The following is a 23269-nucleotide window of genomic DNA, read 5'->3' as shown; positions in this document are numbered from 1 at the left end:
AACTGGTGGCGGGGACCTCTCGGGCGATGCCGCTACCGGTTCCCCCTCGATCTGTCAGCGGGGGTGGCGCGGGGGGAGGGCGGCGACGGCGACGGCGATGACGGCGACGAGGGCGGGGAGTTGGGTCCAGAGGGAGCCGCCCATGTAGGTCTCGGGGGAGCGCCAGGGGCCGGTGGAGAGCGCGGCGGCGGAGACGGCGGTGCCGCCAGCCGCCAGCGTGACGAGGATGCGGTCCCAATGGCGTGGGCGGAGCCGGTCGGCGATGAGAGCCGCTGCGCCGAGGGCGATTCCGACCGGTCCGGAGATCAGCCCGGCGACGGCCGCGATCCCCAGGGCGCCCACGGTCCGGCTCTGCCAGGGGCGGGGGGCGATCATGGGCGGGGCGTTGTCCACAGCCCGATGCGCGCGCAGTCGGCGCAGCCGCGACCCGAACAGCGCGAGGACCGACAGCGGCACCAGCAGGACCAGTCCGCCGAAGATCGCGAGGCGGTACCAGCGGTCGGCGGGGAAGGAGACGGTGATGGGCCCCTCTGTATCCGCGGGGACCAGCCAGGCCTGCTGCCAGCCGTCGATCACCACCGGCTCGAGCGCGGTGCCGTCGGCGGTATGCGCCTCCCAGCCCACATTCGTGCTGAGCGGCAGCACCAGCAGACGCGTGCCGGGGGCGGCGCGGACACCGACGGGAGGCGCGAAGGCGGCCGGAGGCGGAGTGGGGGCGGCTGTCGCGCTCTCTTCCGTTGCCGGCGCGTGCGAGCCGCCCAGCGCGGCGCGGTTCAGGCGCAGTTCGTCGACGGTGAAGAGTTCGGTCGGCGCGACCGTCACGTCCACCTGTCCGGCGGGTAGGCCGACCAGGTCGCCGCCGGTGCGGTCCCAGTCGTCGTCGACCGGTAGGTCGGGCGCGGCGGCGGTCACTTCCTCGGGGGTGCACAGGCGGGCGGGCAGCGGTGCGCCGGAACGTAACTCGTCGATCGTGCCGGTCACCGAGGTGTGCAGGGTGCGGCCGGCGACGGCGATGGTCGGGCCGTTGGCGCAGTCCACGGTGATCGGTGTGCCGGGGTCGGCGGCGGCCGGGTAGTCGGGGCCGAGGACGGCGACCTCCGCCAGGCCGGGCGGCTGTTCCTGCGCGAAACCCAGTGCGGTGCGGTCGAGCACCGTATCCCAGGTGTGGATGCTGAGTTCGATGCGGTCGGTGACGTGCGGATGCAGGTCGACGCGGGAGGTGACGCCGGACTCGGGATCCACCTCGCGGATCTGCGGCCCGTCACCGAGATTCACCGATACCGAGGTCGGATGGGCGGGCAGTTCGCCCGGTGACGGTGTGATGGCGATGCCCGTCACCAGGGTCGGCTCGGGCAGTTCGATGACCAGGGTCGGCTTGGGCCCCAAGATATTTCGTACCGTGGTCTCCGGCGCGACCCAGCTGGTGCGGGGATCGCCGTCGGTGGCCGCCACGGCCGCGCCCCGCGGATCGGCCACATCGGCGCGCCCGCGGGCGACGGGGCGGGTCGGATCGGAGAGCAGCCGCTCCAGCGCGGGTCCGGGCCGGGTGCGGACCATCAGCTCGGGCGATACGGCCAGCGGTTCGGGCACCGAGAGCATGCGCTCGAACACGCCGGGCTCCTCGGCGGCCAGCGCCAGTGCCTTACTGCATCGAATCCGGTCCGGTGCGTCGAAACAGGCGCTGCGGCCGGGGAATTCCTGGCCGAGACGCCAGCCGTCTATCCAGGCGCCCGCCGGGGTGGGCGGCAGCACGATGCGATGCTGGATGTCCACCCGCACGGGATCGTCGCGCCGACCGTAGTCGTCGAGGGTGAGTTCGCTGATGCCGAACTGCCCACCGCCCGAGCCGTTCTCGGTCTGCCGTGCGGTGATCTTGACCCACTGTGTCCGTCCCGGCGGAAGTGAGATGTTCACCGGCGTACCGGGCTCGGCGACACGTGCGGACACCGTGCCGCGGGCCGTCGCCACCTCCAGCCACTTCACCGGCGAACCGATGGCGGCCCGGCTGGTGGTCACCCGCAGTGCGCCCGCGTCGATCGGTTCGTCCAGATCGAGTCGCAGCCACTGGCCGATGGCGGTCTGGGTGCCGTTGCTCAGCCAGCCGGTGGCCGGATCGCCGTCGACCACCGCGGCGGTGGAGCTGCCGGGCGCGGCGCCGCCGAGCTGGGTGGCGTCGCCCGCCGAACTGGAGACCGTGATCGTGGCCCCCGACCACTCCCCGCGCACCAGCTGCGCGCCGGGCACCGGATAGTCGGGTACCAGGTTGAAGGTCCGTCGCGGATCGCCCTCCGCGCGCACGGCCGAGCTGTGGTTGTCGACGCGCCCGAAATCGGTCTCCCGGGCCATGGGGGTATCGGTGACGGTGACCGCCTCGATGGGCAGTCCGGCCCGCTCCGCATCGGCGGCCAGCAGTGTCGGTCCGGCGGGGATACCGGGATCGCGGGCCAGCCGCTCCAGGACCTCCGGACCGCCCTGCACCACGGGCACACCGTCCAACGGCACCTCGTACGCGCCCGGGAAGGACTCCGGCGCGCCTGTCCCACTGGTGATGTCGGCGGGCGTGCCCACCGGCCGCGGCTGCACGCGGTAGATCTCGACGGCCGGATAGCCCGGCCGCAGATCCCCGTCGGAGACCAGGCCGTCGGTCTTCCCGTTGGTGTCCACGGGATCGCCGAACTCCGCCACCTTGCGCAGTCCCGGCGAGCCCTCGATCGCCTGGTGCGCCAGCATGGGTCGCGTCGAGCGCGAGGTCTCCGGATCGAGATCGTTGCGCAGCACCAGCACACCGATGCCCTGCTCGGCCAGCGTGGCCGCGAGTCCCGCCGACGGTCGCCCGTCGGCGATGAGACGCTGCACCGAATCCATGGCGCGGATGGCGCCGGGGGGATTGAGCGGCACCGCGTCCCGGACCGCCCACGGGGTGCTCGCCAGGGCCTGGAGTGGTTCGTCGCGGGTCAGGCCCCACACCTGGCTGCCGAACGGCGCACCGGGCACCACCAGTGCGCGGGTGTCGGAGGCATTGTGCGCCAACCATTGCGCGGTCTGCTTCCAGTAACCCGGCACCTCGTCGTAGGCGCCGCGCGGGGCCAGCTTCCCGGTCCACGCCAGCGAGGTGGACAGCGCCAGGGCGGTGAGCACGAGCGCCGTCACCGCCACCATGCGGTGCCGTTCGGGATGGGCGAAGGCTTTGCGCCACACCGGCATCGGAACCGACGCGGGCAGCGGCACCCGGCTCAGCAGGTGTGCCAGGCCGACCACCAGCGGTATGCGGATGAGCGGTTCCAGTTTGTGCACATTGCGCAGCGGTGCGCCGCCGGAATCCAGGAACAGCCGTACCTGTTCGGCGAACGGCCCGCCCAACTGCCCGACGTATCCGGCGCAGATGCCGACCAGGCCCACGCACAGGATCAGGACGAAACGGCCGCGCCAGGGCATGGAACGCAGGGCGAGTCCGGCCATGCCCGCGGCGGCGAGCATGCCGGTGGCGAGCACGGCGGCGGGCTGGGTCACCAGCACCGCACCGGCGATGCGCTCGGGGGAGACGAAGGGGGTCCAGCTGTCGGTGCCGCGCAGCACCTCCGCCAGGGAGGCCCACTGGGTGGTCACCCCGGCGGACTCGATGTAGTCCAGGAACGGCGGGCTCACCCGGCCGAGCAGCAGCAACGGAACGACCCACCAGCAGGTGGCGAGAGCCAGCAGCGGAATCCAGGCGCGGGTGAAGCGCCACCACAGCGCATTGGGCCGGTAGGAGGCCCACCACAGCGCGGCGGGGAGGAAGGCGGCGGCCGTGGCGACGGCGTTGACCGAGCCCATGAGGGCCAGGGCGAACGCGCTGGCGGCGGGGGAGGTTACGCCGCGCCACGGGATGGGGCTGGGCGGTGTCGTGCCTCGCCCTTCGTGCGTGGGTTGTTCGGGTGCGGCTGTTCGGCGGCGGATCAGTGCCGCACCGAGGGCGGCGGGAGCCAGTAGGACCCAGGGCGCGAGCATCATCGGGAGGGTTTCCGATGAGATCGAGCCGAGGGTGGTCAGCACGCGGGGGGAGAGGGCGAAGGCGGTGGCGGCGATGACGCGGGAGCCGCGGCTGCCGATGCCGAGGGTTTCGCAGAGGCGGACGATGCCCCAGAAGCCGGCGAGCAGCAGCAGCGCCCACCAGATGCGCTGGGTCACCCAGGCGGGCAGGCCGAGCCAGTGCCCGAGGGAGAAGAACGCCCCGTGCGGAAAGAAGTACCCGTACGCCTGGTTCTGCACCTGTCCCATGGGTGCCTGGGAGCTCCACAGGTGGGCGGCGCGGGCGAGGAAGCCGAGCGGGTTCTGCGCCAGGTCGTATTTGGTGTCGGCGACGGTCTGGCCGGGGGCCTGCAGGAAGGTCAGCAGGAAGGCGGCGAGCACCGTGCCGATCAGCCAGCGCCGACCCAGCGGTGCGGTGGCCGGGGACCGGTCGGATAGACCGGTCTCGGCGGAATCAGCGGAGGTCAGTTCAGCGTGCGCCGTACTCGACGTTGTTGAGCAGCGAGCTCGAGGCATCTCCGCTGCGGTCGATGTCCGGGCGTGAGTTCTGGCTCGCCGCCATCGTCACCAGCAGCACGGCGACCAGTCCGAGCAGGGCTCCACCGGCAGCGCTCGCTACACCAGGGACGGCAAACTTCATCGCGGTACTCCCATACATCGACGCATGCGTAACTGGAGAGCCAACCTAGCAGGTCGATGGCGGGGAGGCAGACATGTACGTACCGGTAGCCCGGTTGTGGGCGGTTCCGCGCGCGGTCGTCTCCGGATGAGTCCCAGGTCACAGGGCTGATGGCGGGAACGGCGCCGATCCGGCGGTGCTAGGTGGGAAGCTCGCAGCGCAGCCCACCCAGGAAGGTGCGCAGCTTCGCGCTGGTTTCGTCGAGTTCGGCGCGCGGGTCGGAGGCGGCGACGATCCCGCCGCCGCCGAAGGCACGCAGCGCCCGGCCGTCGGCGGACAGTTCGGCGCAGCGGATGGCGACCACCCACTCGCCGTCGCCGTGGGCGTCGCACCAGCCGACCGCGCCGCCGTAGAACCCGCGATCCTCCTCGAGTTCGGTGATGGCGTCGAGCGCGAGGTCGGTCGGGGTGCCGCAGACGGCGGGGGTGGGGTGCAGCAGGACGGCGAGGTCGAGGGCCGTGACGTCCGCGTCGCGCAGCCGCCCGGTGATCGGGGTGGCCAGGTGCCAGACCTCGGCGGTGCCGATGATCTCCGGCCCGTCCGGAACGGTGAGTTCGGCGCAGACGGGCGTGAGCCGCTCGCGAATCCACTCGATCACGAAGGCGTGCTCGTCGCGGTTCTTGGTGCTGGCCAGCAATTCCCGGGCCTGGGCGGCATCGTCGGCCGGGTCGGGTCGCCGCGGCAGCGTTCCGGCCAGGGGGCGCAGCGTGACCGTGCGGCCGTGCCGGGCGACCAGCACCTCGGGGGTGGCGCCGATGAGCGCTTCGCCGTCGCGCCCGGCCGGGCCCAGATCGACGGCGAATACGTTCGCATTCGGGTGTCGTGTAATAAGATGCGCCGCAATGACTTCCGGTTCCAATGGCGACTCCGCCGCCGCGATGAGCGAGCGGGCCGCCACCACCTTGCGCAGCGGTTGCCCCGGATCCGCGAGCTGTTCGACCAGTTTGGTCACCCGCGCCACATGCTCTGCCGCACTGGGTATTTCGGTGACGACCCGGACCGGCGGCAGTTCCGGCAGCGCGGCGGGCCGCCACGGCCCGGCGGTGTACGCGGAGCGCTCGGGTACCGCCAGGGCGGCCGGTCGCCGCGGGTCGAAGGCGAGCGCGCCGACCACCAGTTCCGCCCCGTCCCGCAGTGCCGCCGCCGCGCCCTCGGCGGTATCGAGGGCGGCGCGCACACCGGCGGTCCGCAGGACCGCCCCGGGAGTCGCGAGCAGGAATCCGTCCATGATCTTTCCGACCATAGTCCGGTCCCGCGGCCGCGCGGCGGCGGAGCGACGAAGGTCTCAGCGTGCCCCGAAATCCCGGATCGGGGCGGTTCCCGGCGCCGCCTGCACGGGCGCGGGCGGCGATTCCACGGCGCGGGATCAGTGATCCTTCGGGTCCCGGCCGGGCGGTACCAGCAGGACCGGCCGGTGGCAGTGTTTGAGCACGGCGTCGGCCACGCTGGAGTGCAGCAGCGCCCGGATGCCGGTGGCGCCGCGCGTGCCCGCCACGATGATGTCCACGTCCAGGTCGTCGGCCACGTCCACGATGGCGTTCCAGATGGTGGTGGTGCACTCCACGGTCCGCGCCTCGGCGTTGAGCCCGGCCAGTCCGGCCAGTTTCGCGCCCTCGGCATTGATGTTCTTGGCGTCGGTGTAGGCGACGTCCTCGATCTCCTCGTCGGTCACCCACTCCGGCTGCAGGACGCCGGAGATACCGGACAGCCGCGCGGCCTGGCGCACCATGGGCTCCCAGGCGGTGAGCACGACGGCGCGGTTTGCGGTGAGGAAGCGGCCCGCGTATTCGACGGCCCGCCGGGCGTTCTCGGAGCCGTCGTAGGCAATCAGCATCAGGTCGCACGGCATGACGAACCTCCTGGTAGGAGCGTTGGTCCCTGCCTCGAGGGTACCCCGCGACGCGCCGGTTCACCCGCAAGGACGGCGGTGGGCGACACCGTCTCGCGTCGTTCCCGTGTTCGGGGTGTTACCGGCACGTTCGCGCATGCGCACCGGTCGGTACGAACCAGCTGCGGATCGAACACTGTTTGCGAACGATTCACCCAAACCCGTGGCGACCGAACGGGACGGGGTCTTCACTGGATTCGTCGGCCTCGCGCCGACGATCGACAATGCCGTCGTTGTGCAGTATTTCGAGCATCGAGGTGTGTGGATAGTGCGGTTGGAGGAACTGACCACCCCGCAGGACTGGGCGCATGTGTACCGCTCCCTGTTCGGCCTGCCGCATGTCCACGTGACCACGCCGGGGTTCGTGGTGCTACCCCTCGTCGACACCGTCGCGGCGCTGAACACCCCGGAACCGTTGGGGGCGTTGATACTCGGTGAGCTGACGGTGCGTGGCATCCCCGGACCGGTGCTGGTGCGCGAGAAACCGCCGCGCCGGACGTTCCTCGCGGTCTTCGATGGGTACCCCACGGTGGAATGCATCGAACAGTTGGAGCGCAACAGCGTGGATATCGGGCCCCACCGCAGCAATGTCATCCTGCCGACCGGTTTCGGCCGCCACACCCACGAGGGTCGGTGGTGGGCGCGCGCACCCCAGCGCGATGAATCGCTGCCGCTGCTGTCGGAGGTGCTGGCCGCCGCGAAAGCGGTGCTGTGAATCCGATCCAGACCGCGTTCTTCGGTCACCATGAGGCCGATCCGCGCGCCCTGCTGCACTACGAATGGCATCAGCGACACGAATCCGGTTGGGCGGTGGACGAGTTCGAGCAGGAGATGCTCGAACTCACCGACACCCAGCGGCCGGTTCCGGCGGCGTGCTGGCGGCTGCTGGACCGCATCGAGGCCGCCGAGCGGGTGCCGGAGTGGCCGTACACGGAGTGGGAGGATCCGCGCGAGCCGGAGCCCGCGGTGGTCGCGCCCGCGCCCGCGGTATCGGTCGCCGAGCTGTCGGACCGGGTGCGTGGCGGATGGCTGGGCCGCTGTGTCGGCTGCACGCTCGGCAAGCCGCTGGAGAACGGATTCGTCTGGACGCCACGACATATCCGCGACTATCTGGAGCCGATCGGCAGGTATCCGCTGCGCGACTATGTCCCGGTGCGGGAGCCGATGCCGGATGGGTACGAATTGCATTGGACCTGGCGGGAATCCACGCTCGGCAATATCGCGGGCTGCCCGCGTGACGACGATATCGACTACACCATTCTCGGCCTGCACCTGATCGAACGGCACGGCACCGAGTTCACCCCCGACCATGTGGCGGCGCTGTGGCTGGAACATCTCCCGTTCCTGCAGACCTACACCGCCGAACGCGTCGCCTACCGCAACCTCATCGACGGCTACCTGCCGCCCGCGACCGCCACCCACCGAAATCCCTACCGCGAGTGGATAGGCGCGCTGATCCGCGCCGACATCTACGGTTACGTCTGCCCCGGCGAACCGGCCCGCGCCGCCGCCCTGGCCGCCCGCGATGCCTCGCTGTCGCACACCGGCAACGGCGTCTGGGCCGCGAGCTGGGCCGCCGCGCTCACCGCCGCCGCCTTCATCGCCCCCGATCCGGAGACCGCCCTGGCGGCCGCGCAGGCCGTCGTCCCAGCGGGCTCCCGCCTCGCGGTGGCGCTCGCCGAGGTGGCCGACGATCGTGCCCGCGACCTGACCTGGAACCAGGCCGTGGCCGCCATCCACGCCCGCCACGGCCACTACAACTGGGTGCACGCCATCGGCAACGCCTGCCTGATCAGCGCCGGACTGCTCTGGGGCGAAGGCGATTTCACCCGTACCATCGCCCTCACCGTGCAGGGCGGCTGGGATACCGACTCCACCACCGCCACCGCGGGCTCGGTGGCGGGCATCCTCACCGGCGCCCACGCCATCCCCACCCACTGGACCGCCCCCCTCCAAGACCGCGTGCACAGCTCCGTAGCCGGCTACTGCGACCCCCACATCACCGACCTCGCCACCCGCACCCTCACCCTGCTAGCCCACTGACCGCGAATCCCGCACCGCGGCAGCAGGTCCCGAACATGCGCCGAGCGGCCCCGGTCCGATCGGACCGGGGCCGCTCGCGCATTCGGATCTGGTTACCGCTCGACGATCGCGACCACACCCTGGCCGCCCGCCGCGCAGATGGAGACGAGCGCCCGGCCCCCGCCCTTCTCCTCCAGCAGCTTGGCGGTCTGCGCGATGATGCGTCCGCCGGTCGCGGCGAACGGGTGGCCGGCCGCCAGCGAGGAACCGTTCACGTTCAGCTTGGTGCGGTCGATCGGCCCCAGCGCACCGTCCAGGCCCAGCCGCTCCTTGCAGTACTGGTCGGACTCCCACGCCTGCAGGGTGGCGAGCACCACGGAGGCGAACGCCTCGTGGATCTCGTAGTAGTCGAAGTCCTGCAACTTCAGCCCGTTGCGCGCCAGCATGCGCGGCACCGCGTAGGTGGGGGCCATGAGCAGACCGTCCGGCCCGTGGATGTAGTCGACGGCCGCGACCTCCGAATCCACCAGGTAGGCAAGCGGCTTCAGGTTGTGCGCGGCGGCCCACTCCTCGGAGCCGAGCAGCACCGCGGACGCGCCGTCGGTGAGCGGGGTGGAGTTGCCCGCGGTCATGGTGGCGTCGCCCAGCTTCACGCCGAAGACCGGCTTCAGGGTGGACAGCTTCTCGATGGTCGAGCCGGGTCGCAGGTTGTCGTCGCGGGTCAGCCCGAGGAACGGGGTGACCAGGTCGTCGAAGAAGCCGCGGTCGTAGGCGGCTGCCATGTTCTTGTGCGACAGGTAGGCCAGCTCGTCCTGCGCCTCGCGGGCGATGCCGAATTCCTTGGCGGTGATGGCGGCGTGCTCACCCATGGACAGTCCGGTGCGCGGTTCGGCGTTGCGCGGAATTTCGATGCCGACCATGGACGGGCGCAGGCGGCCGACCAACTTCACGTAGTCGGAGTTCTTGCGGGCGCGGTTGGCGTCGAGCATCCACTCGCGCATGGATTCGCTGACGCCGATCGGCGCGTCGGAGGTGGTGTCGGTGCCGCCGCCGATGCCGGACTCGATGCGGCCCAGCGCGATGCCGTCGCCGACGGTCACGATGGACTGCAGGCCGGTGCCGCAGGCGAGCTGCAGGTCGTGGGCGGGGGTATAGGGGGACAGGGTGGAGCCGAGCACGCTCTCGCGGATCATGCCGTGCTCGCCGACGCGCTTGAGCACCGCACCGCCGACGACCATGCCGAGGCGCTCGCCCTGCAGGCCGTACCGGGCGACCAGTCCGTCCAGCGCCGCGGTGAACATGTCCTGGTTGGAGGCGTGCGCGTACTTGCCGTCGGAGCGGGCGAACGGAATGCGGTTGCCGCCGAGGATGGCGACGGGGCGCGCCTGCTTGGTGTTCTTGGCCGCGGCCTTCGCCGAACGGGCTTTGGTGGTCACTCGAGTCTCCAGTGTCTCGTCGGGGTCCGGCATGCCCGGTCAGCGAGACCGGGCCTGGTTTACATTAAACTTACTCTGGAGTAAGTTCATTGTCGACACCGTACCCCGCCCATGTGCGCGACATCGCTTCCGGGCACCGACGAGAAGAGAAGGTAGGAACCAGTGGCTGCCAGCAAGAGCAAGGGCGCTCCCAACCTGTACGGATCGTTCATCCACTCCGCCCCCGGCGCGTTCCTGGCGAACAAGCTGGGTCTGCCGCAGCCGGAGACCCTGCGCCGCTACCGCGCCGGTGAGCCCGCGCTCCCGGGTCCGGTGCTCGTCGGCGGCAAGGGCCGCGTCGCCGACGCCGTGCGGAACCTGCTGTCGGACTACACCTTCGTGGATTCGGTGTCGCCGGGCGTGAAGTTCGGCGCGCTGGTCTTCGACGCCACCGGCATCCGCACCATCGAGGAGCTCGAGCGGCTGTTCGAGTTCTTCCAGCCCGCCATGCGCAGCATCGCTCCCTCCGGCCGCGTGCTCGTGGTCGGCACCACCCCCGAGTTGTCCGCGTCCGTGGACGAGCAGATCGCCCAGCGCGCGCTCGAGGGCTTCACCCGCTCGGTCGGCAAGGAACTGCTGCGCGGCGCCACCTGCAACCTGGTGTACCTGCACCCGGAGGCCGCGGCCGCCGCCACCGGGCTGGAGTCCACCCTGCGCTTCATCCTCTCGGCCAAGTCGGCCTTCGTCGACGGCCAGGTCTTCCGGGTCGGCAAGGACGATTCCACCGCCCCCGCCTCCTGGGACAAGCCCCTGGACGGCAAGGTCGCCGTGGTCACCGGCGCCGCCCGCGGTATCGGCGCGACCATCGCCGAGGTGTTCGCGCGCGACGGCGCGACCGTGATCGTGGCCGATATCCCCGCCGCCGGTGAGGCGCTGGCCGAGACCGCCAACAAGGTCGGCGGCACCGCCCTGGCCCTCGACGTCACCTCCCCGGACGCCGCCGAGAAGATCGCCGAGTTCGCCACCGAGCGCTTCGGCGGCGTCGACATCATCGTGCACAACGCCGGCATCACCCGCGACAAGCTGCTCGCGAATATGGACGAGGGCCGCTGGAACTCGGTCATCAACGTGAATCTGGCCGCCCCGCACCGCATTACCGAGGGCCTGGTCGCCAAGGGCGCGCTCAAGGAGGGCGGCCGCGTGATCGACGTGTCCTCCATCGCCGGTATCGCGGGCAACCGCGGCCAGACCAACTACGGCGCCTCCAAGGCCGGTGTCATCGGCATGGTGAACGCCGAGGCCCCGAAGCTGGCCGAGAAGGGCATCACCATCAACGCGGTGGCCCCGGGCTTCATCGAGACCGCCATGACCGCCGCCATTCCGCTGGGTACCCGCGAGGCGGGCCGCCTGCTGTCCTCGCTGCTGCAAGGCGGCCAGACCGTGGACGTGGCCGAGACCATCGCCTACTTCGCGTCCCCGGCCTCGAACGCCGTGAGCGGCAACGTGGTTCGCGTCTGCGGCCAGGCCCTGATCGGAGCATGATGACCGAGACCATCACGCTCACCGAAACCCCGAAGAACAGCAGCCTTTTCGTCAAGGCGGCGCTGGGGGCCATTCCGGTGCCGGGTCTGTCGAACCGGCCGTCCACACTGCCCGACCGGGTGGTGAAGTTGCAGGGGCTGCGGGTCGATCCCGATCACCTGTCGGCCTACTGCCGGGCCACCGGTCTGCGCTTCGGCGACGCGCTGCCGCTGACCTACCCGTTCATCCTGAGCTTCCCGCTGGCCATGCAGCTGGTGGTGGCCCGCGACTTCCCGTTCGTCGCGGTGGGCGCGGTGCACGCGCAGAACCTGATCGAGCGCACCCGCGACATCTCGGTGTCGGAGCCGCTGGATTTCGAGACCCATATCGAGAACCTGCGCGAGCACCCCAAGGGCCTGCTGGTGGACGCCGTCACCGCGGTGAGCGTCGGCCGTGAGCAGGTGTGGCGGCAGGTCACCACCTTCCTGCACCAGCAGCGCACCTCGCTGTCGGGTGGCCCCAAGCCCGAGCCCAAGCCGGACGAGGTGCCGCCGCCGCCGATGCGCCAGACCCGCGTGGATCAGCAGATGATCAACCGGTACGCCGCGGCGTCGGGTGACCACAACCCCATCCACACCTCGGCGCTGGGGGCCAAGGCGTTCGGCTTCCCGAAGCCCATCGCGCACGGCATGTGGTCGGCGGCGAACGTGCTCGCCAATATCGAGGGCCGTGTCCCCGGCAAGGCCACCTACGACGTCAAGTTCGGCAAGCCGATCCTCCTGCCGTCCACGGTGAACGTCTACGCCGACCAGGTGGAAGGCGGCTGGGACCTGGCCCTGCGCCACCCGAAGAAGGGGTACCCGCACCTGACCGCTACGCTGCGTTGAGTTGCCGGGCGGTCGGATCTCTCGACCGCCCCGCGCGAAGCTCGACCCCGGACCAGGGGGACCGGAGCCGCGCACCGTCCCAACCGAATGTCGGCTCGCAGGGGTATCGACATCCGGTTCGGTGACCCGGTGCGCGGCTCTGTGCTTTCGAGGGGCAGCCGTTCCGTGCAGGGCCGCGCCGCAGCCGCTCGCGGTGGGCGCGCTGGAACCGCGCGGCGGCCGCCCTACTCGGCGGGTTCCGGTTTGCGTCCGGCCAGACCGCGCCAGGCCAGATTGTCCAGCAGGTCCACGGCCTGGCGGACCTCGACCTCGCCGCTGGCGACGCGGTCGGCGATGGCCTCGCCCGCGCCGATCACGGCGACGGACACGATCTCGAAATTGGTGCCCGGTTCGGCGTACTTGGCGCTGGATTCCAGCAGTTTGGCGGTGAGTTCGATGATCCGGTCGCGGCTGTTGATGATGTCCGGCGCGAACGGTTGCTGGTTCAGCGCCTGCCGGTAGAGCACCTGCCAGGACAGCCGATTGTTGTCCACGTAGGACAGGAAGGCCTCGAGGCCCGCCCGCAATTGCTCGTGCGGGGTCAGTTTCGGGTTGCCCGCCACCGCGACGGCCTCGATGAAACGCATGCTCTCGCGGTGGATGCAGGCGCGGAACAACTCGTCCTTGGAGCCGTAGTACAGGTACAGCATGGGCTTGGAGATCTTGGCCTCGGCCGCGATCGCGTCCATGGAGGTGTCGTGATAGCCCTTGTGCGAGAACACCGTTACGGCGGCGTCCAGCATCTGCTGCTCACGAACCGCCCGGGGTAGCCGCTTCGTTCCGCCTGCCATCCACACTCCTAGGACATGTCGAAACCCTTATCTTACTCCATGGTAAGTTCCGCGAGCTCAACATTGCGGAAGATTCGCTCGCGATACGCACCGTGCAGCGTCGATAAGGGCTTCTCGGTCGCCGGTCGTCCAGACGTCAGCAGCGCGGCCCAGTGCCCTTGAACCTTGCCATGCGCAGTACCGAGGCATCCACCTGGCTATCCGGCAGACGGCCACTGGCGACCGCCTGCTCGAGTCGGTCGAGAACGCTCGTCACCGCGTCGGTGGTAATCCACAGGGCATTGTCCGCCCCCGCGACCAGGGCGGATTCCACCGCCTCCGCGATCGACATCCGATCGGTGATGGCCGCCATGCCGCCCAGATCGTCGGTGAAGATCACTCCGTCGAAGGGTGCCGCACCGTAGCCGGTACCGGTGCGCAGCAGTGCCATCACCTCGGGACTGATACTCGCGGGCACATTCGGGGTGGTGAGTCCGGGCACATCGAGATGTCCGATCATGACCGCCGCGCCGGATTCGATCAGCCCCCGAAACGGCACCAGATCGCGGTCCAGCAGCTGTGCCAGCGGCGGCGTGCGCACCGCGCCGGTGTGCGAATCGCCCGACCCCGCGCCGTGGCCCGGGAAGTGCTTCATGACCGTGCCCACCCCGGCCTCGTTCATGGCCCGGATGAACGCCCCGGCGTACTCCGTGACCACCTGGGGATCGTCGGAGTAGGACCGGTCGCCGATCACCGAGTCGTCGGGCTGGCTGCTCACGTCCACATCGGGCGCGAAGTCCACGGTGATGCCGAGCGCCTTCATCTTCCGACCGCGCTCCAGACTGAGCTGGTAGTACTCCTCCACGCTCATGGTCTGGGCGACCGCCCGCGCCGACGGGGCCGAGCCGATGAGGTCGCGCAGCCGCGACACCCGTCCGCCCTCCTCGTCGACGGTCACCATGAGCGGGGTACGCGACGCCGCCAGCACCGCGTCGATCTGCCCCTGGCCCAGCAGCGCCTTATCGGTCCAGCCGCCTACGAAGATGCCGCCCACCTGTTCGGTGCGCACTACGTTCTCCGCGTCCGCGGCGTCGGTGACACCCACGGTGATCAGCTGCGCCAGCTTCTGCCGCAGGGTGAACTGCGCCAGGTACCCCGCGGCGCAATCCTGTTGCGCCGCAGTGCTGGTCGTTCCGGTGGTGGTGTCGGTGGCACCGGTGGTGGTGGAGGACCGGTCGGCGGCGGTCTCGCCACCGCCACCGGAGCAGGCGGTCAGCACGACCGCGGCCATGGCGAGCACGATCCCGGGGAAGATGCGCATGCCCCGACGGTAGCCGCCACCGGCACGGCCGCCCACCCCGACTCCGGCCCGGCGGCTACTTCCCGGGTAGCTCGTGGTGTCCGCCGAACGCCTGGCGCATGGCGGAGAGCACCTTGTCGGCGTACAGCGATTCACCGCGCGAGGAGAAGCGCTGGAAGAGCGCGGCGGCGAGCACGGGTGCGGGCACTCCCTCGTCGATGGCGGCGTCGAGGGTCCAGCGGCCCTCGCCGGAGTCGGAGACGCGACCGCCGAAGGAGTCCAGGTTCGGGTCGGCGTGCAGTTCGGCCGCGGTGAGGTCGAGCAGCCAGGAGGCGACCACCGAACCGCGCCGCCACACCTCGGTGACCTCGGGAATATCGATGTCGTAGCGGTAGTACTCGGGATGTTCGAGGGGGGTCACCTCGGCGGAGTGCTCGACATCCCGCTGCTTGCCCACATTCGCCTTGTGCAGGATGTTCATGCCCTCGGCGTAGGCGGCCATGGCCCCGTACTCGATGCCGTTGTGCACCATCTTCACGAAGTGGCCCGCGCCTGCGGGGCCGCAGTGCAGATAGCCCTGCTCGGCGGGCGACGGTTCGCCGGTGCGGCCGGGGGTGCGCGGCGCGGCCTCGACCCCGGGGGCGATGGACTTCAGCAGCGGTTCGAGGTATTCCACCTGTTCGGCCTCGCCGCCGATCATCAGGCAGAAGCCCCGGTCGCGGCCGAACACGCCGCCCGAGGTGCCGATGTCCAGGTAGTGAATCCCCTTGGGCCGCAGCGCTTGCGCCCGTGCGATGTCCTCGTGGTAGCGGCTGTTGCCGCCGTCGATGATGATGTCGCCGGGCTCCAGCAGGTCGGCGAGCTGGTCGATGACCGCGCCGGTGGCTCCGGCGGGGATCATCACCCAGACCACGCGGGGGGTCTCCAGCATGGCCACGAACTTCGGCAGGTCGGTGGTGCCGGAGAAGCGGTCGCCGAGTTCCGCGCCGAGCTCGTCGACATGCGGGCCGTTGCGGTCGTATCCCACCGCGGTGTGTCCGGCGGCGGCGATGCGGCGCACGATATTGGCGCCCATCCGGCCCAGGCCGATCATTCCCAGCTGCATACTCATCTCCCTCGAGTCGTCTCGATCCTCGGCGTGGCCGAGCGCTGCGGTAGCAACCTCCTCGATTGTCCCGCTCGCCGGTTTCGAGTTATTTCCGGGATTCCCGGGCGCGGGGTGTAACGCACGCTGACGGGGCTCGATAGAGAGGGTGGCTCCGTGCTGTTGCCAGACCCCCGACCCGGCAACCGCACGGGGCTCTTTCCTTGTTCAGTGACCTGTTGCACAGGGTTTGCCGTGGGCCAGGGAATCGTCGGATGCCGGTGTCTCCCATTATGGTGTGCGGTGAGCTCGCGTGCGCGGGTGCCCTTTTCTCCGACCATCGGGAGGGTGGTTCGTGACCAGCGGATCCAGTACCGGTCGCCACACGCCGACTCGGAACACCGGTCCGGAGCCCGAGCCCGGCACCCGGTTCCTCGACTCGGCTACCGCCCGCCGCGCCGGAATCGCAGCCGGTGTGCTGATGGCGCTGTCCGGTATCGCCTACGCCGCGGACTGGGCGACGTCCTCCGGCGAGGTGCCGCGCGGGGTCCAGGTGGCGGGCATCGAGATCGGCGGCATGGACCGCGCCGCCGCGCAGTCGGTCCTGGAGCTGGAGCTGAACAGCCGTGCCACCCAGCCGCTGACCGTCCGCGTCGGCGACGAGAGCGCGACCTTCGTGCCCGCCGATGCCGGCCTGGGGGTGGACTGGACCGCCACCTGGGACCGGATCGGCGGCCAGCCGCTCAACCCGTTCGTCCGGCTGGCGTCGCTGTTCACCGATCGCGCGGTGTCCCCGGTCGCCGCTGTCGACGACGCGGCGCTGGACCGGCAGGTGCAGGAACTGCGCGCCCTCGACCGGCAACCGGTCGAGGGCACCGTGCGTTTCGAGGACGCCAGACCCGTGCCGGTGTATCCGGTACCCGGTCGAGTACTGGACGCATCGGCTGCCCGTACCACCCTGCTCGAGCACTGGGCCGACGGCGGCGTCCTGGACCTGCCGGTGATCTCGACCCGCGCGGAGGTGACGCGGCAGGGTGTGGACACCGCGGTGAGCACCCTCGCCGAACCCGCTGTGCAGTCGCCGGTGACGTTCACCGGCAAGGGCGGCAACGGGACCCTCGAACCCGCGCAGCTCGCGACCGTGCTGCGCTTCACCCCCGACGGTCACGGTGGTCTGACCCTCGCCTACGACAACGATGCCGCGATCGCCGCGCTCGCACCGCAGCTGGCGCCGACCGAGGTGGAACCGAAGGACGCCACCTTCGAACCCGGCGGCAACCGACTCACGCTGGTGCCCGCCGTGGTGGGCGACAAGATCTCCTGGCCGAAGACCCTCGAGGCGCTCCCGCAACTGGTGAGCGCCACCGGTGAGCGCACCGCGGCGGTGGTCTACGAGCCGGTGCAGCCCAAGCTGACCACCGAGGCCGCCGAGAAGCTGGGCCTGGTCGAGGTGGTGGGCTCGTTCACCACCGGCGGATTCAGCGGGCCGTCCGGCGTCAATATCCGCACCGTGGCCGCCAAGGTGAACGGTGCGATCGTGCTGCCCGGAGATACCTTCTCGCTCAACGGTTTCACCGGTACCCGCGGGGCCGCCGAGGGCTATGTGGAATCCGGCATCATCGACAAGGGCCGCCCCAGCACCGCGGTCGGCGGCGGTATCAGCCAGTTCGCCACCACGCTCTACAACGCCGCCTATTTCGCCGGTATGGAGGACGCGGGGCACACCGAGCACAGCTACTACATCTCGCGCTATCCGGCCGCGCGTGAGGCCACGGTCTTCGACGGCGCGATCGACCTCCAGTTCCGCAACAACACCCCCTACGGCGTCTACATCGAGGCCAGCGCCGACAGCTCCACCGTTACCGTGCGCCTGTGGAGCACCAAAACCGTTGACGTGGAATCCATCCCGGGTCCCCGCACCAAGGAGACCGAACCCACCACCATCACCCTCCCCAAGGGCGACGACTGCATCGCCACCGAGGGCGCACCCGGTTTCACCACCTCCGACACCCGCGTCATCCGCGACTACCGCACCGGCAAGGAGATCTCCCGCCACACCCGCACGGTGAAGTACGACCCCATCCCGGTCGTGAAGTGCGTAGCGCCGGGCGAGGATTCGGGTGACGACGCGGACGAGGACTCGGGCCGCTGACCTTCTCTCCTGCCGAAAACCTCCACGGCGCAACACCATCGGGTTATCCACCAGCTGTGGATAACCCGATGCACAGCTGTGGAGAACCGATGTGAGTTGTTACCTGAGGTAACCGAATCGACATATGCCGTTGGCCCGATGGACAGCCTGACCGAACCGTCCACACACAGCACTGCGGCCCGGGACCGCCGGGCCGCAGTGTTTTCCGGTATGGAACTTGTGAATCACACGAGGTGACAACTGATTTCGCGAGGTCCGGGGTAACTCACCGGGTACGACCAGAATGGTTTCGGCAGTCGACCGCCGGCACGCGTGCACGACGGTCGACGGCTCTCAGCCGCGCGCTGAAGACCCGGAGAGGCGGACTAGAACGCGGCCTCGTCCAGCTCCATGATGTCGTTGTCGAGGTTCGACAGGACGGTGCGGACGGAGGTCAGCTCCGGCAGGACATTGCGGGCGAAGAACTGCGCGGTGGCAACCTTGCCCTGGTAGAAGGGTTCGGTCGAGCCGCCGTCGAGGGCCTTGATGGCGACCTCGGCCTGCGCCAGCAGCTGCCAGCCGATGAGCAGGTCACCCACGGCGAGCAGGAAGCGCACCGAACCCAGGCCGACCTTGTACAGCTCCTTCGGATCCTGCTGAGCGCCCATCAGGTGCCCGGTCAGGGTGGCGGCCATGGCCTGCACATCCTCGAGGGCGGTGGCGAGCAGCTTGCGCTCGGCCTTCAGGCGGCCGTTGCCACCCTCGCGCTCGATGAACTTCTGCACCTGACCGGCCACGTGGGCCAGCGCCACACCGCGGTCGCGGGCGATCTTGCGGAAGAAGAAGTCCTGCGCCTGGATGGCGGTGGTGCCCTCGTACAGCGAGTCGATCTTGGCGTCGCGGATGTACTGCTCGATCGGGTAGTCCTGCAGGAAGCCGGAGCCACCGAAGGTCTGCAGCGATTCGGTCAGGTACTGGTAGGCGCGCTCGGAGCCGACACCCTTGACGATGGGCAGCAGCAGGTCGTTGACGCGGAAGGCCAGATCCTTGTCGGCACCCGAGACCAGCTCGGCGATATCGGCGTTCTGGTGCGCGGCGGTGTACAGATACACGGCGCGCAGGCCCTCGGCGTACGCCTTCTGCATGGCCAGCGAACGACGCACGTCCGGGTGGTGGGTGATGGTGACGCGCGGCGCGGTCTTGTCGGTCATCTGGGTCAGGTCGGCACCCTGCACACGAGTCTTGGCGTACTCGAGGGCGTTCAGGTAGCCGGTCGACAGGGTGGCGATGGCCTTGGTGCCTACCATCATGCGAGCGTTCTCGATGACGTCGAACATCTGCGCGATGCCGTTGTGCACCTCGCCGACCAGCCAGCCCTTGGCGGGCACGCCGTGGCCGCCGAAGGTGACCTCACAGGTGGCCGAGACCTTGATGCCCATCTTGTGCTCGACATTGGTGACGAACACGCCGTTGCGCTCACCCAGGGTCTGGGTCTCGAAGTCGAAGTGGTACTTCGGCACGTAGAACAGCGACAGGCCCTTGGTGCCCGGTCCCGCGCCCTCGGGGCGGGCCAGCACCAGGTGCATGATGTTCTCGAACAGGTCGTCGGAGTCACCGGAGGTGATGAAGCGCTTGACGCCCTCGATGTGCCAGGAGCCGTCCTCCTGCTGGACGGCCTTGGTGCGGCCGGCGCCGACGTCCGAACCGGCGTCCGGCTCGGTCAGCACCATGGTGGCGCCCCAGTTGCGGTCGGCGATGACCTGCGCCCACTTCTTCTGCTCGTCGGTGCCGTTGTTGTAGAAGACCTGCGCGAAACCGGCGCCGGCGGCGTACATCTGGGCCGCGGGGTTGGCGCCGAGGATCATCTCGCCCAGCGCCCAGCCGATGACGCTCGGGGCGCCGAGGCCGCCGAGCTCCTCGCGCACCGGAACCTTGGACCAGCCGCCGTCCTCGAGGGCCTTGTAGGACTTCTTGAAGGATTCCGGCAGGGTGACGGTGTGGGTGGCCGGATCGAAGGTCGGCGGGTTGCGGTCGGCGTCGGCGAAGGACTCCGCGAGCGGGCCCTCGGCGAGGCGGCGGACCTCCGCGAGCATTTCCTTCACCGTGTCGGTGTCGAGATCACCGTAGGCGCCGCCGTCGAGGAGGCTGCCGATGCCGAGCACCTCGAAGAGGTTGAACTCGAGGTCGCGAACATTGCTCTTGTAGTGACCCATGGCCGTGTACTCACTCTCCATTGAGATGGGTGCGGTTCGGTGGTTGCCGTTCCCGCCCGTCGGTCCTCCGGCTAGACAGCGTAAAGGCAGGCTACTAGCGGGTAACTTATGCGCCATGTTACCCACGGGTAGGGCCTCCGCCAAGAACATCTCGGCCCAATGTGACGAGAAGCACGCGGGTTGCTGATCGCCCGCAGCCGCCTTGCGCCCGAGGGATTTCCGTTGTCGCAGCTAGGAGGCCATCCGGGCAGGTGGGGGTGGGTTGCCGCGCACCGTGCGCGATCACTCACGGTGAGGTCGGCAGGGCGGGGAATCGGACGTATCGGACGCATCGGCAATTGCCGCGCAGCACCCCGGGGTGTGGCGCGCGCGGGTCGGCCGGGCGGGTGGATACCGTGCGTTCATGCGCATCGAGACGAGTGCCGGACCGGCCGAGGTGGAGATCGCCCGACCTGCGGGGAAGGCCGTGTTCCTGCTGGTGCTGACGCACGGATCCGGCGGCGGCACGGATGCGAAAGATCTTCTCGCCGTGCGTGATCGGGCACTCGCACTGGGCGGGGCGGTGGCCCTGGTGACACAGCCCTACCGGGTGGCCGGGCGGCGCGCACCCGGCTCGGCCGTCACCCAGGACGCGGCCTGGCTGGAGATCGTCGCCGCCGTGCGCGCGAAGTTCGCGAAACTCCCCCTCGTCCAGGGCGGCCGCAGCAATGGCGCGCGCGTGGCCTGCCGCACCGCCGGCGCGGTCGGCGCGCGGGGCGTGGTGGCGCTGTCGTTCCCGCTGCACCCGCCCGGGAAGCCGGAGAAGTCCCGGCGCGAGGAACTGCTCGCCCCCGGGGATATCGAGGTCGTCGTGGTGAACGGGGCACGGGATCCCTTCGGCATCCCCGAGCCCGGCGACGCCGCCGAAGTGCGGGTGATCCCCGGCCAGGCACACTCCTATCGGGCCGGTTTCGACGACATCGCCGACACGGTCGAGACCTGGCTGCGCCGCTGGACCGCGGCCGACCCGACCCGGTCCCGGGCGCGCCGATGAATTTCGGAACGCACCGCCGTCCCCATCGGTGTTCGCCGCACACAGGTGCGCGAGCCGGACGAAAGGAATAACCCGTGGAGACCATCACCACGCCCGCCGGAATAACCCTCGCATTCGATCGGTACGTGGGCGGTGACGCGGGCACGGTGATCCTGATCGGCGGCGCGTTCAGCTATCGCGAATTCCCGAAGATGGTCGAGTTGGCGCGGCGGCTGGCCGACGAATACGGGCTCACGGTGATCAATTACGACCGGCGCGGTCGTGGCGACAGCAGTGACGTGCCGGGCATCTACAACGTCGAGAACGAGATCAACGACCTGATCGCGCTGCTGGAGGCGGTCGGCGGCAGGGCGACCCTGTTCGGCTGGTCGTCCGGCGCGGTGCTGGCACTGCGGGCGGCGAATTCCGGGCGGGTGCCGGGCATCACGGGTGTGGTGGCCTTCGAACCGCCGGTGGTGGCCACCCGCGACCACTACGTTCCGCCCGCCGATCTGGACAAGAAGCTGCACGAACTGATCGCGGCCGACCAACGCGGCAAGATCGTGCGCTACTACATGGTCAAGGCCATGGGGGTGCCGCGCATGTTCGTCGCCGCCATGCGCCTGTCCGGATTCTGGAAGAAGCTGACGGCCACCGCGCCGTCGACCGCGCACGACTGGGCGGTCATGGCCCCCTTCATGCGCGGCACAGCGCTGCGCCCCGCCGACTGGGCCGGGGTCACGGTGCCCACCCTGGTGATCTCCGGCGGCCGCAGCGGCGCGCTGTTGCAGGCCGGGGCGCGGGCGATCACCGAGGTGCTGCCCGACGCCCGGCACGTGGAGATCCCCAAACTCAGCCACGACCCGGATATCTCGCTGCTGCTGCCGCCTGCCGGTGAATTCATTTCGGGCACCGGCGAATATGCGGATTGGTCACCCGCGAATCCGTAGGCTCGCGACCGAGTCCGATTCATCCTCAGGAGCTATCCGATGCGAAAGATCACCGCAGGACTTTTCATTTCCCTCGACGGCGTCATCGAAGACCCGCAGGACTGGCATTTCCCGTACTTCGACGACGATATGGGCGAAGCGGTCGGCGCACAGCTGGGTGGTGCCGACACGTTGCTGCTCGGCCGCAATACCTACGACGGTTTCGCCGGTGCCTGGCCGGAGCGCGAGGCCGCGGGCGGCGACGACGCCGTCTTCGCCAAATCGCTCGGTGACGCCCGCAAAGTCGTTGTCACACACCGAGAATTGGATTCGGACTGGCGCAATTCCGAGGTGCTGAGCGGTGACTTGCTCACGGCCGTGCGGGCGCTCAAACAAGAGCCCGGCGCGACCGATATCGCCATGAGCGGTTCACCGTCGGTGGTGCGTCAACTGCTCGCCGCCGGTCTGCTCGACGAACTGCACCTGATGGTGCATCCGATCGCGGTGCGCAAGGGAATGCGGCTCTTCGACGAGGGCGACCCGATTCCGCTGAAACTGCTGTCGGCGCGCACCTTCTCCTCGGGTGTGCAGTACCTGGTGTACACCTCGGCGGAAGCTCCCGTGGACGGCGGTTACGAGCAGGCGAAAACCCATCTCCCCCATACGGAGCAGGGCTAGGACTCCAGTTCCTTCGAAACCTCCGGCGCGGGGGCGGGCTTGGTGGCGATCACCAGGGCGTCGATGGCGTCGCGGTGCTCGGTCGGGCGTTGCAGCCGCTCGGCCACCCGCACCCGGATGCGGTCCCCGGCCGGGGCGAGATCGGCCACGATGTCCTCGACGGTGAACAGCAGCGCCGGATCCGATTCGCCGCCATAGCCTTCGGTGAGATTGCGGGTGTCGTGGCCGAGGACCAGCAGCACACCCTCGGGCGAGAGCATGTCGACGGCGCGCAGCAGCAGCGACCGTCGCTGCTCCGCGGGGAGATGCACGTAGGCCAGCAGCACCAGTTCGTAGGGGCCGGTGATCCCGAGGGCGTCGAGATCGGTGATATCGCCGTAGCGCCAGTTGATGCGGTTGCGCACCGACCGGGACAGCCGCGAGGCCACCGTGCGGCCCTTGTCGATGCCGACCTGTGCGAAATCGACCGCGTCCACCTGCCAGCCGTGGGTGGCCAGCCACATGGCATTGGCCCCCTCGCCGCAGCCGAGGTCCAGCACCCGCGGCAGTTCGGGACGCGGCGCGCCGGGGCCGCCCGGCGGGAACCGCCGCTCCAGCCCGAACACCTGCTCGACCACGGTCGCGCTCGGCGGTGCGCCCCAGACCAATTCGGTGCTGGCGTACTTCTCGTCCCACGCGGCGGCGTCCATACCC

General features: G+C 69.8%; 18 protein-coding genes. 8 read left to right on the top strand and 10 right to left on the bottom strand.

What is annotated here, in order from left to right:
- Positions 1-54: 54 nt before the first annotated feature.
- The 4 genes from ON31_RS28595 to ON31_RS28585 form a co-directional block, all read right to left on the bottom strand.
- A complete protein-coding gene (locus tag ON31_RS28595; protein WP_081592798.1) occupies positions 55-4524 on the bottom strand; it encodes an alpha-(1->3)-arabinofuranosyltransferase in 4470 nt (1489 codons plus the stop codon).
- Complete coding sequence (locus tag ON31_RS35915) at positions 4478-4648, bottom strand: DUF2613 domain-containing protein (protein ID WP_081592797.1); 171 nt, start codon at positions 4646-4648, stop codon at positions 4478-4480. Before ON31_RS35915 ends, ON31_RS28595 begins: the two co-directional genes overlap by 47 nt.
- Positions 4649-4826: 178 nt before the next feature.
- Positions 4827-5915, bottom strand: a complete 1089-nt coding sequence (locus ON31_RS28590; protein ID WP_039818078.1) for an isochorismate synthase — start codon at positions 5913-5915, stop codon at positions 4827-4829.
- Between the two features lie 138 nt (positions 5916-6053).
- The gene (locus tag ON31_RS28585; RefSeq protein WP_039818053.1) at positions 6054-6536 is read right to left on the bottom strand and encodes a universal stress protein; all 483 of its coding nucleotides are present in this window, start codon (positions 6534-6536) and stop codon (positions 6054-6056) included.
- 202 nt (positions 6537-6738) lie between these two features.
- On the opposite strand from ON31_RS28585, the gene ON31_RS28580 reads away from it, so the two are divergent.
- The gene (locus tag ON31_RS28580; protein ID WP_039818051.1) at positions 6739-7290 is read left to right on the top strand and encodes a hypothetical protein; all 552 of its coding nucleotides are present in this window, start codon (positions 6739-6741) and stop codon (positions 7288-7290) included.
- Complete coding sequence (locus tag ON31_RS28575) at positions 7287-8618, top strand: ADP-ribosylglycohydrolase family protein (protein WP_218007395.1); 1332 nt, start codon at positions 7287-7289, stop codon at positions 8616-8618. The genes ON31_RS28580 and ON31_RS28575 overlap by 4 nt, the downstream gene beginning before the upstream one ends.
- Before the next feature lie 92 nt (positions 8619-8710).
- Here the strand turns inward: ON31_RS28575 and ON31_RS28570 are convergent, their stop codons facing one another.
- Complete coding sequence (locus ON31_RS28570) at positions 8711-10033, bottom strand: acetyl-CoA C-acetyltransferase (protein WP_039818075.1); 1323 nt, start codon at positions 10031-10033, stop codon at positions 8711-8713.
- A 162-nt stretch (positions 10034-10195) separates the two neighbouring features.
- On the opposite strand from ON31_RS28570, the gene ON31_RS28565 reads away from it, so the two are divergent.
- Positions 10196-11554, top strand: a complete 1359-nt coding sequence (locus ON31_RS28565; protein WP_039818050.1) for a 3-oxoacyl-ACP reductase — start codon at positions 10196-10198, stop codon at positions 11552-11554.
- Positions 11554-12420, top strand: coding sequence for a MaoC family dehydratase (locus ON31_RS28560; protein ID WP_081592796.1), 867 nt, complete (start codon positions 11554-11556; stop codon positions 12418-12420). Before ON31_RS28565 ends, ON31_RS28560 begins: the two co-directional genes overlap by 1 nt.
- Positions 12421-12644: 224 nt before the next feature.
- Here the strand turns inward: ON31_RS28560 and ON31_RS28555 are convergent, their stop codons facing one another.
- The 3 genes from ON31_RS28555 to gnd form a co-directional block, all read right to left on the bottom strand.
- Positions 12645-13250, bottom strand: a complete 606-nt coding sequence (locus tag ON31_RS28555) for a TetR/AcrR family transcriptional regulator (protein ID WP_039818048.1) — start codon at positions 13248-13250, stop codon at positions 12645-12647.
- 136 nt (positions 13251-13386) lie between these two features.
- Complete coding sequence (locus tag ON31_RS28550; RefSeq protein WP_039818047.1) at positions 13387-14550, bottom strand: glycoside hydrolase family 3 N-terminal domain-containing protein; 1164 nt, start codon at positions 14548-14550, stop codon at positions 13387-13389.
- A 55-nt stretch (positions 14551-14605) separates the two neighbouring features.
- A complete protein-coding gene (gene gnd / locus ON31_RS28545) occupies positions 14606-15634 on the bottom strand; it encodes a phosphogluconate dehydrogenase (NAD(+)-dependent, decarboxylating) (RefSeq protein ID WP_029930250.1) in 1029 nt (342 codons plus the stop codon).
- 334 nt (positions 15635-15968) lie between these two features.
- Between gnd and ON31_RS28540 the strand changes: the two genes are divergently transcribed.
- Positions 15969-17765 (top strand): VanW family protein, encoded by a 1797-nt coding sequence (locus ON31_RS28540; RefSeq protein WP_051037874.1) that lies wholly within the window; start codon positions 15969-15971, stop codon positions 17763-17765.
- Between the two features lie 365 nt (positions 17766-18130).
- On the opposite strand, the gene ON31_RS28535 is transcribed toward ON31_RS28540, so the two are convergent.
- Entirely contained in the window at positions 18131-19957 is a 1827-nt protein-coding gene (locus ON31_RS28535) for an acyl-CoA dehydrogenase (protein WP_039818073.1), read from the bottom strand.
- A gap of 403 nt (positions 19958-20360) precedes the next feature.
- On the opposite strand from ON31_RS28535, the gene ON31_RS28530 reads away from it, so the two are divergent.
- The 3 genes from ON31_RS28530 (at position 20361) to ON31_RS28520 (ending at position 22576) form a co-directional block, all read left to right on the top strand.
- Entirely contained in the window at positions 20361-20990 is a 630-nt protein-coding gene (locus tag ON31_RS28530) for an alpha/beta hydrolase family protein (RefSeq protein WP_039818072.1), read from the top strand.
- Between the two features lie 74 nt (positions 20991-21064).
- A complete protein-coding gene (locus tag ON31_RS28525) occupies positions 21065-21919 on the top strand; it encodes an alpha/beta fold hydrolase (protein WP_039818046.1) in 855 nt (284 codons plus the stop codon).
- 39 nt (positions 21920-21958) lie between these two features.
- On the top strand, positions 21959-22576 hold the full coding sequence (locus ON31_RS28520) for a dihydrofolate reductase family protein (protein WP_039818045.1): 618 nt from the start codon (positions 21959-21961) through the stop codon (positions 22574-22576).
- On the opposite strand, the gene ON31_RS28515 is transcribed toward ON31_RS28520, so the two are convergent.
- A complete protein-coding gene (locus ON31_RS28515; protein WP_039818043.1) occupies positions 22573-23265 on the bottom strand; it encodes a class I SAM-dependent methyltransferase in 693 nt (230 codons plus the stop codon). The genes ON31_RS28520 and ON31_RS28515 overlap by 4 nt on opposite strands.
- Positions 23266-23269 lie beyond the last annotated feature (4 nt).

Origin of the sequence: Nocardia otitidiscaviarum NBRC 14405, assembly GCF_000308635.1 — a bacterium.
In the GTDB taxonomy this organism is placed as follows: Bacteria; Actinomycetota; Actinomycetes; order Mycobacteriales; family Mycobacteriaceae; genus Nocardia; species Nocardia otitidiscaviarum.
The sequence above is the reverse complement of the archived record's forward strand: the minus strand, read 5'-3'. Positions and strand labels throughout refer to the sequence as shown.

What these genes read in the sequence shown, in the direction of transcription:
- ON31_RS28595 (WP_081592798.1), bottom strand. Translation starts at nt 4,524, where the DNA reads ATGCCTCGAGCTCGCTGCTCAACAACGTCGAGTACGGCGCACGCTGAA.
- ON31_RS35915 (WP_081592797.1), bottom strand. Translation starts at nt 4,648, where the DNA reads ATGAAGTTTGCCGTCCCTGGTGTAGCGAGCGCTGCCGGTGGAGCCCTG.
- ON31_RS28590 (WP_039818078.1), bottom strand. Translation starts at nt 5,915, where the DNA reads ATGGACGGATTCCTGCTCGCGACTCCCGGGGCGGTCCTGCGGACCGCC.
- ON31_RS28585 (WP_039818053.1), bottom strand. Translation starts at nt 6,536, where the DNA reads ATGCCGTGCGACCTGATGCTGATTGCCTACGACGGCTCCGAGAACGCC.
- ON31_RS28560 (WP_081592796.1), top strand. Translation starts at nt 11,554, where the DNA reads ATGACCGAGACCATCACGCTCACCGAAACCCCGAAGAACAGCAGCCTT.
- ON31_RS28555 (WP_039818048.1), bottom strand. Translation starts at nt 13,250, where the DNA reads ATGGCAGGCGGAACGAAGCGGCTACCCCGGGCGGTTCGTGAGCAGCAG.
- ON31_RS28550 (WP_039818047.1), bottom strand. Translation starts at nt 14,550, where the DNA reads ATGCGCATCTTCCCCGGGATCGTGCTCGCCATGGCCGCGGTCGTGCTG.
- gnd (WP_029930250.1), bottom strand. Translation starts at nt 15,634, where the DNA reads ATGCAGCTGGGAATGATCGGCCTGGGCCGGATGGGCGCCAATATCGTG.
- ON31_RS28535 (WP_039818073.1), bottom strand. Translation starts at nt 19,957, where the DNA reads ATGGGTCACTACAAGAGCAATGTTCGCGACCTCGAGTTCAACCTCTTC.
- ON31_RS28530 (WP_039818072.1), top strand. Translation starts at nt 20,361, where the DNA reads ATGCGCATCGAGACGAGTGCCGGACCGGCCGAGGTGGAGATCGCCCGA.
- ON31_RS28520 (WP_039818045.1), top strand. Translation starts at nt 21,959, where the DNA reads ATGCGAAAGATCACCGCAGGACTTTTCATTTCCCTCGACGGCGTCATC.
- ON31_RS28515 (WP_039818043.1), bottom strand. Translation starts at nt 23,265, where the DNA reads ATGGACGCCGCCGCGTGGGACGAGAAGTACGCCAGCACCGAATTGGTC.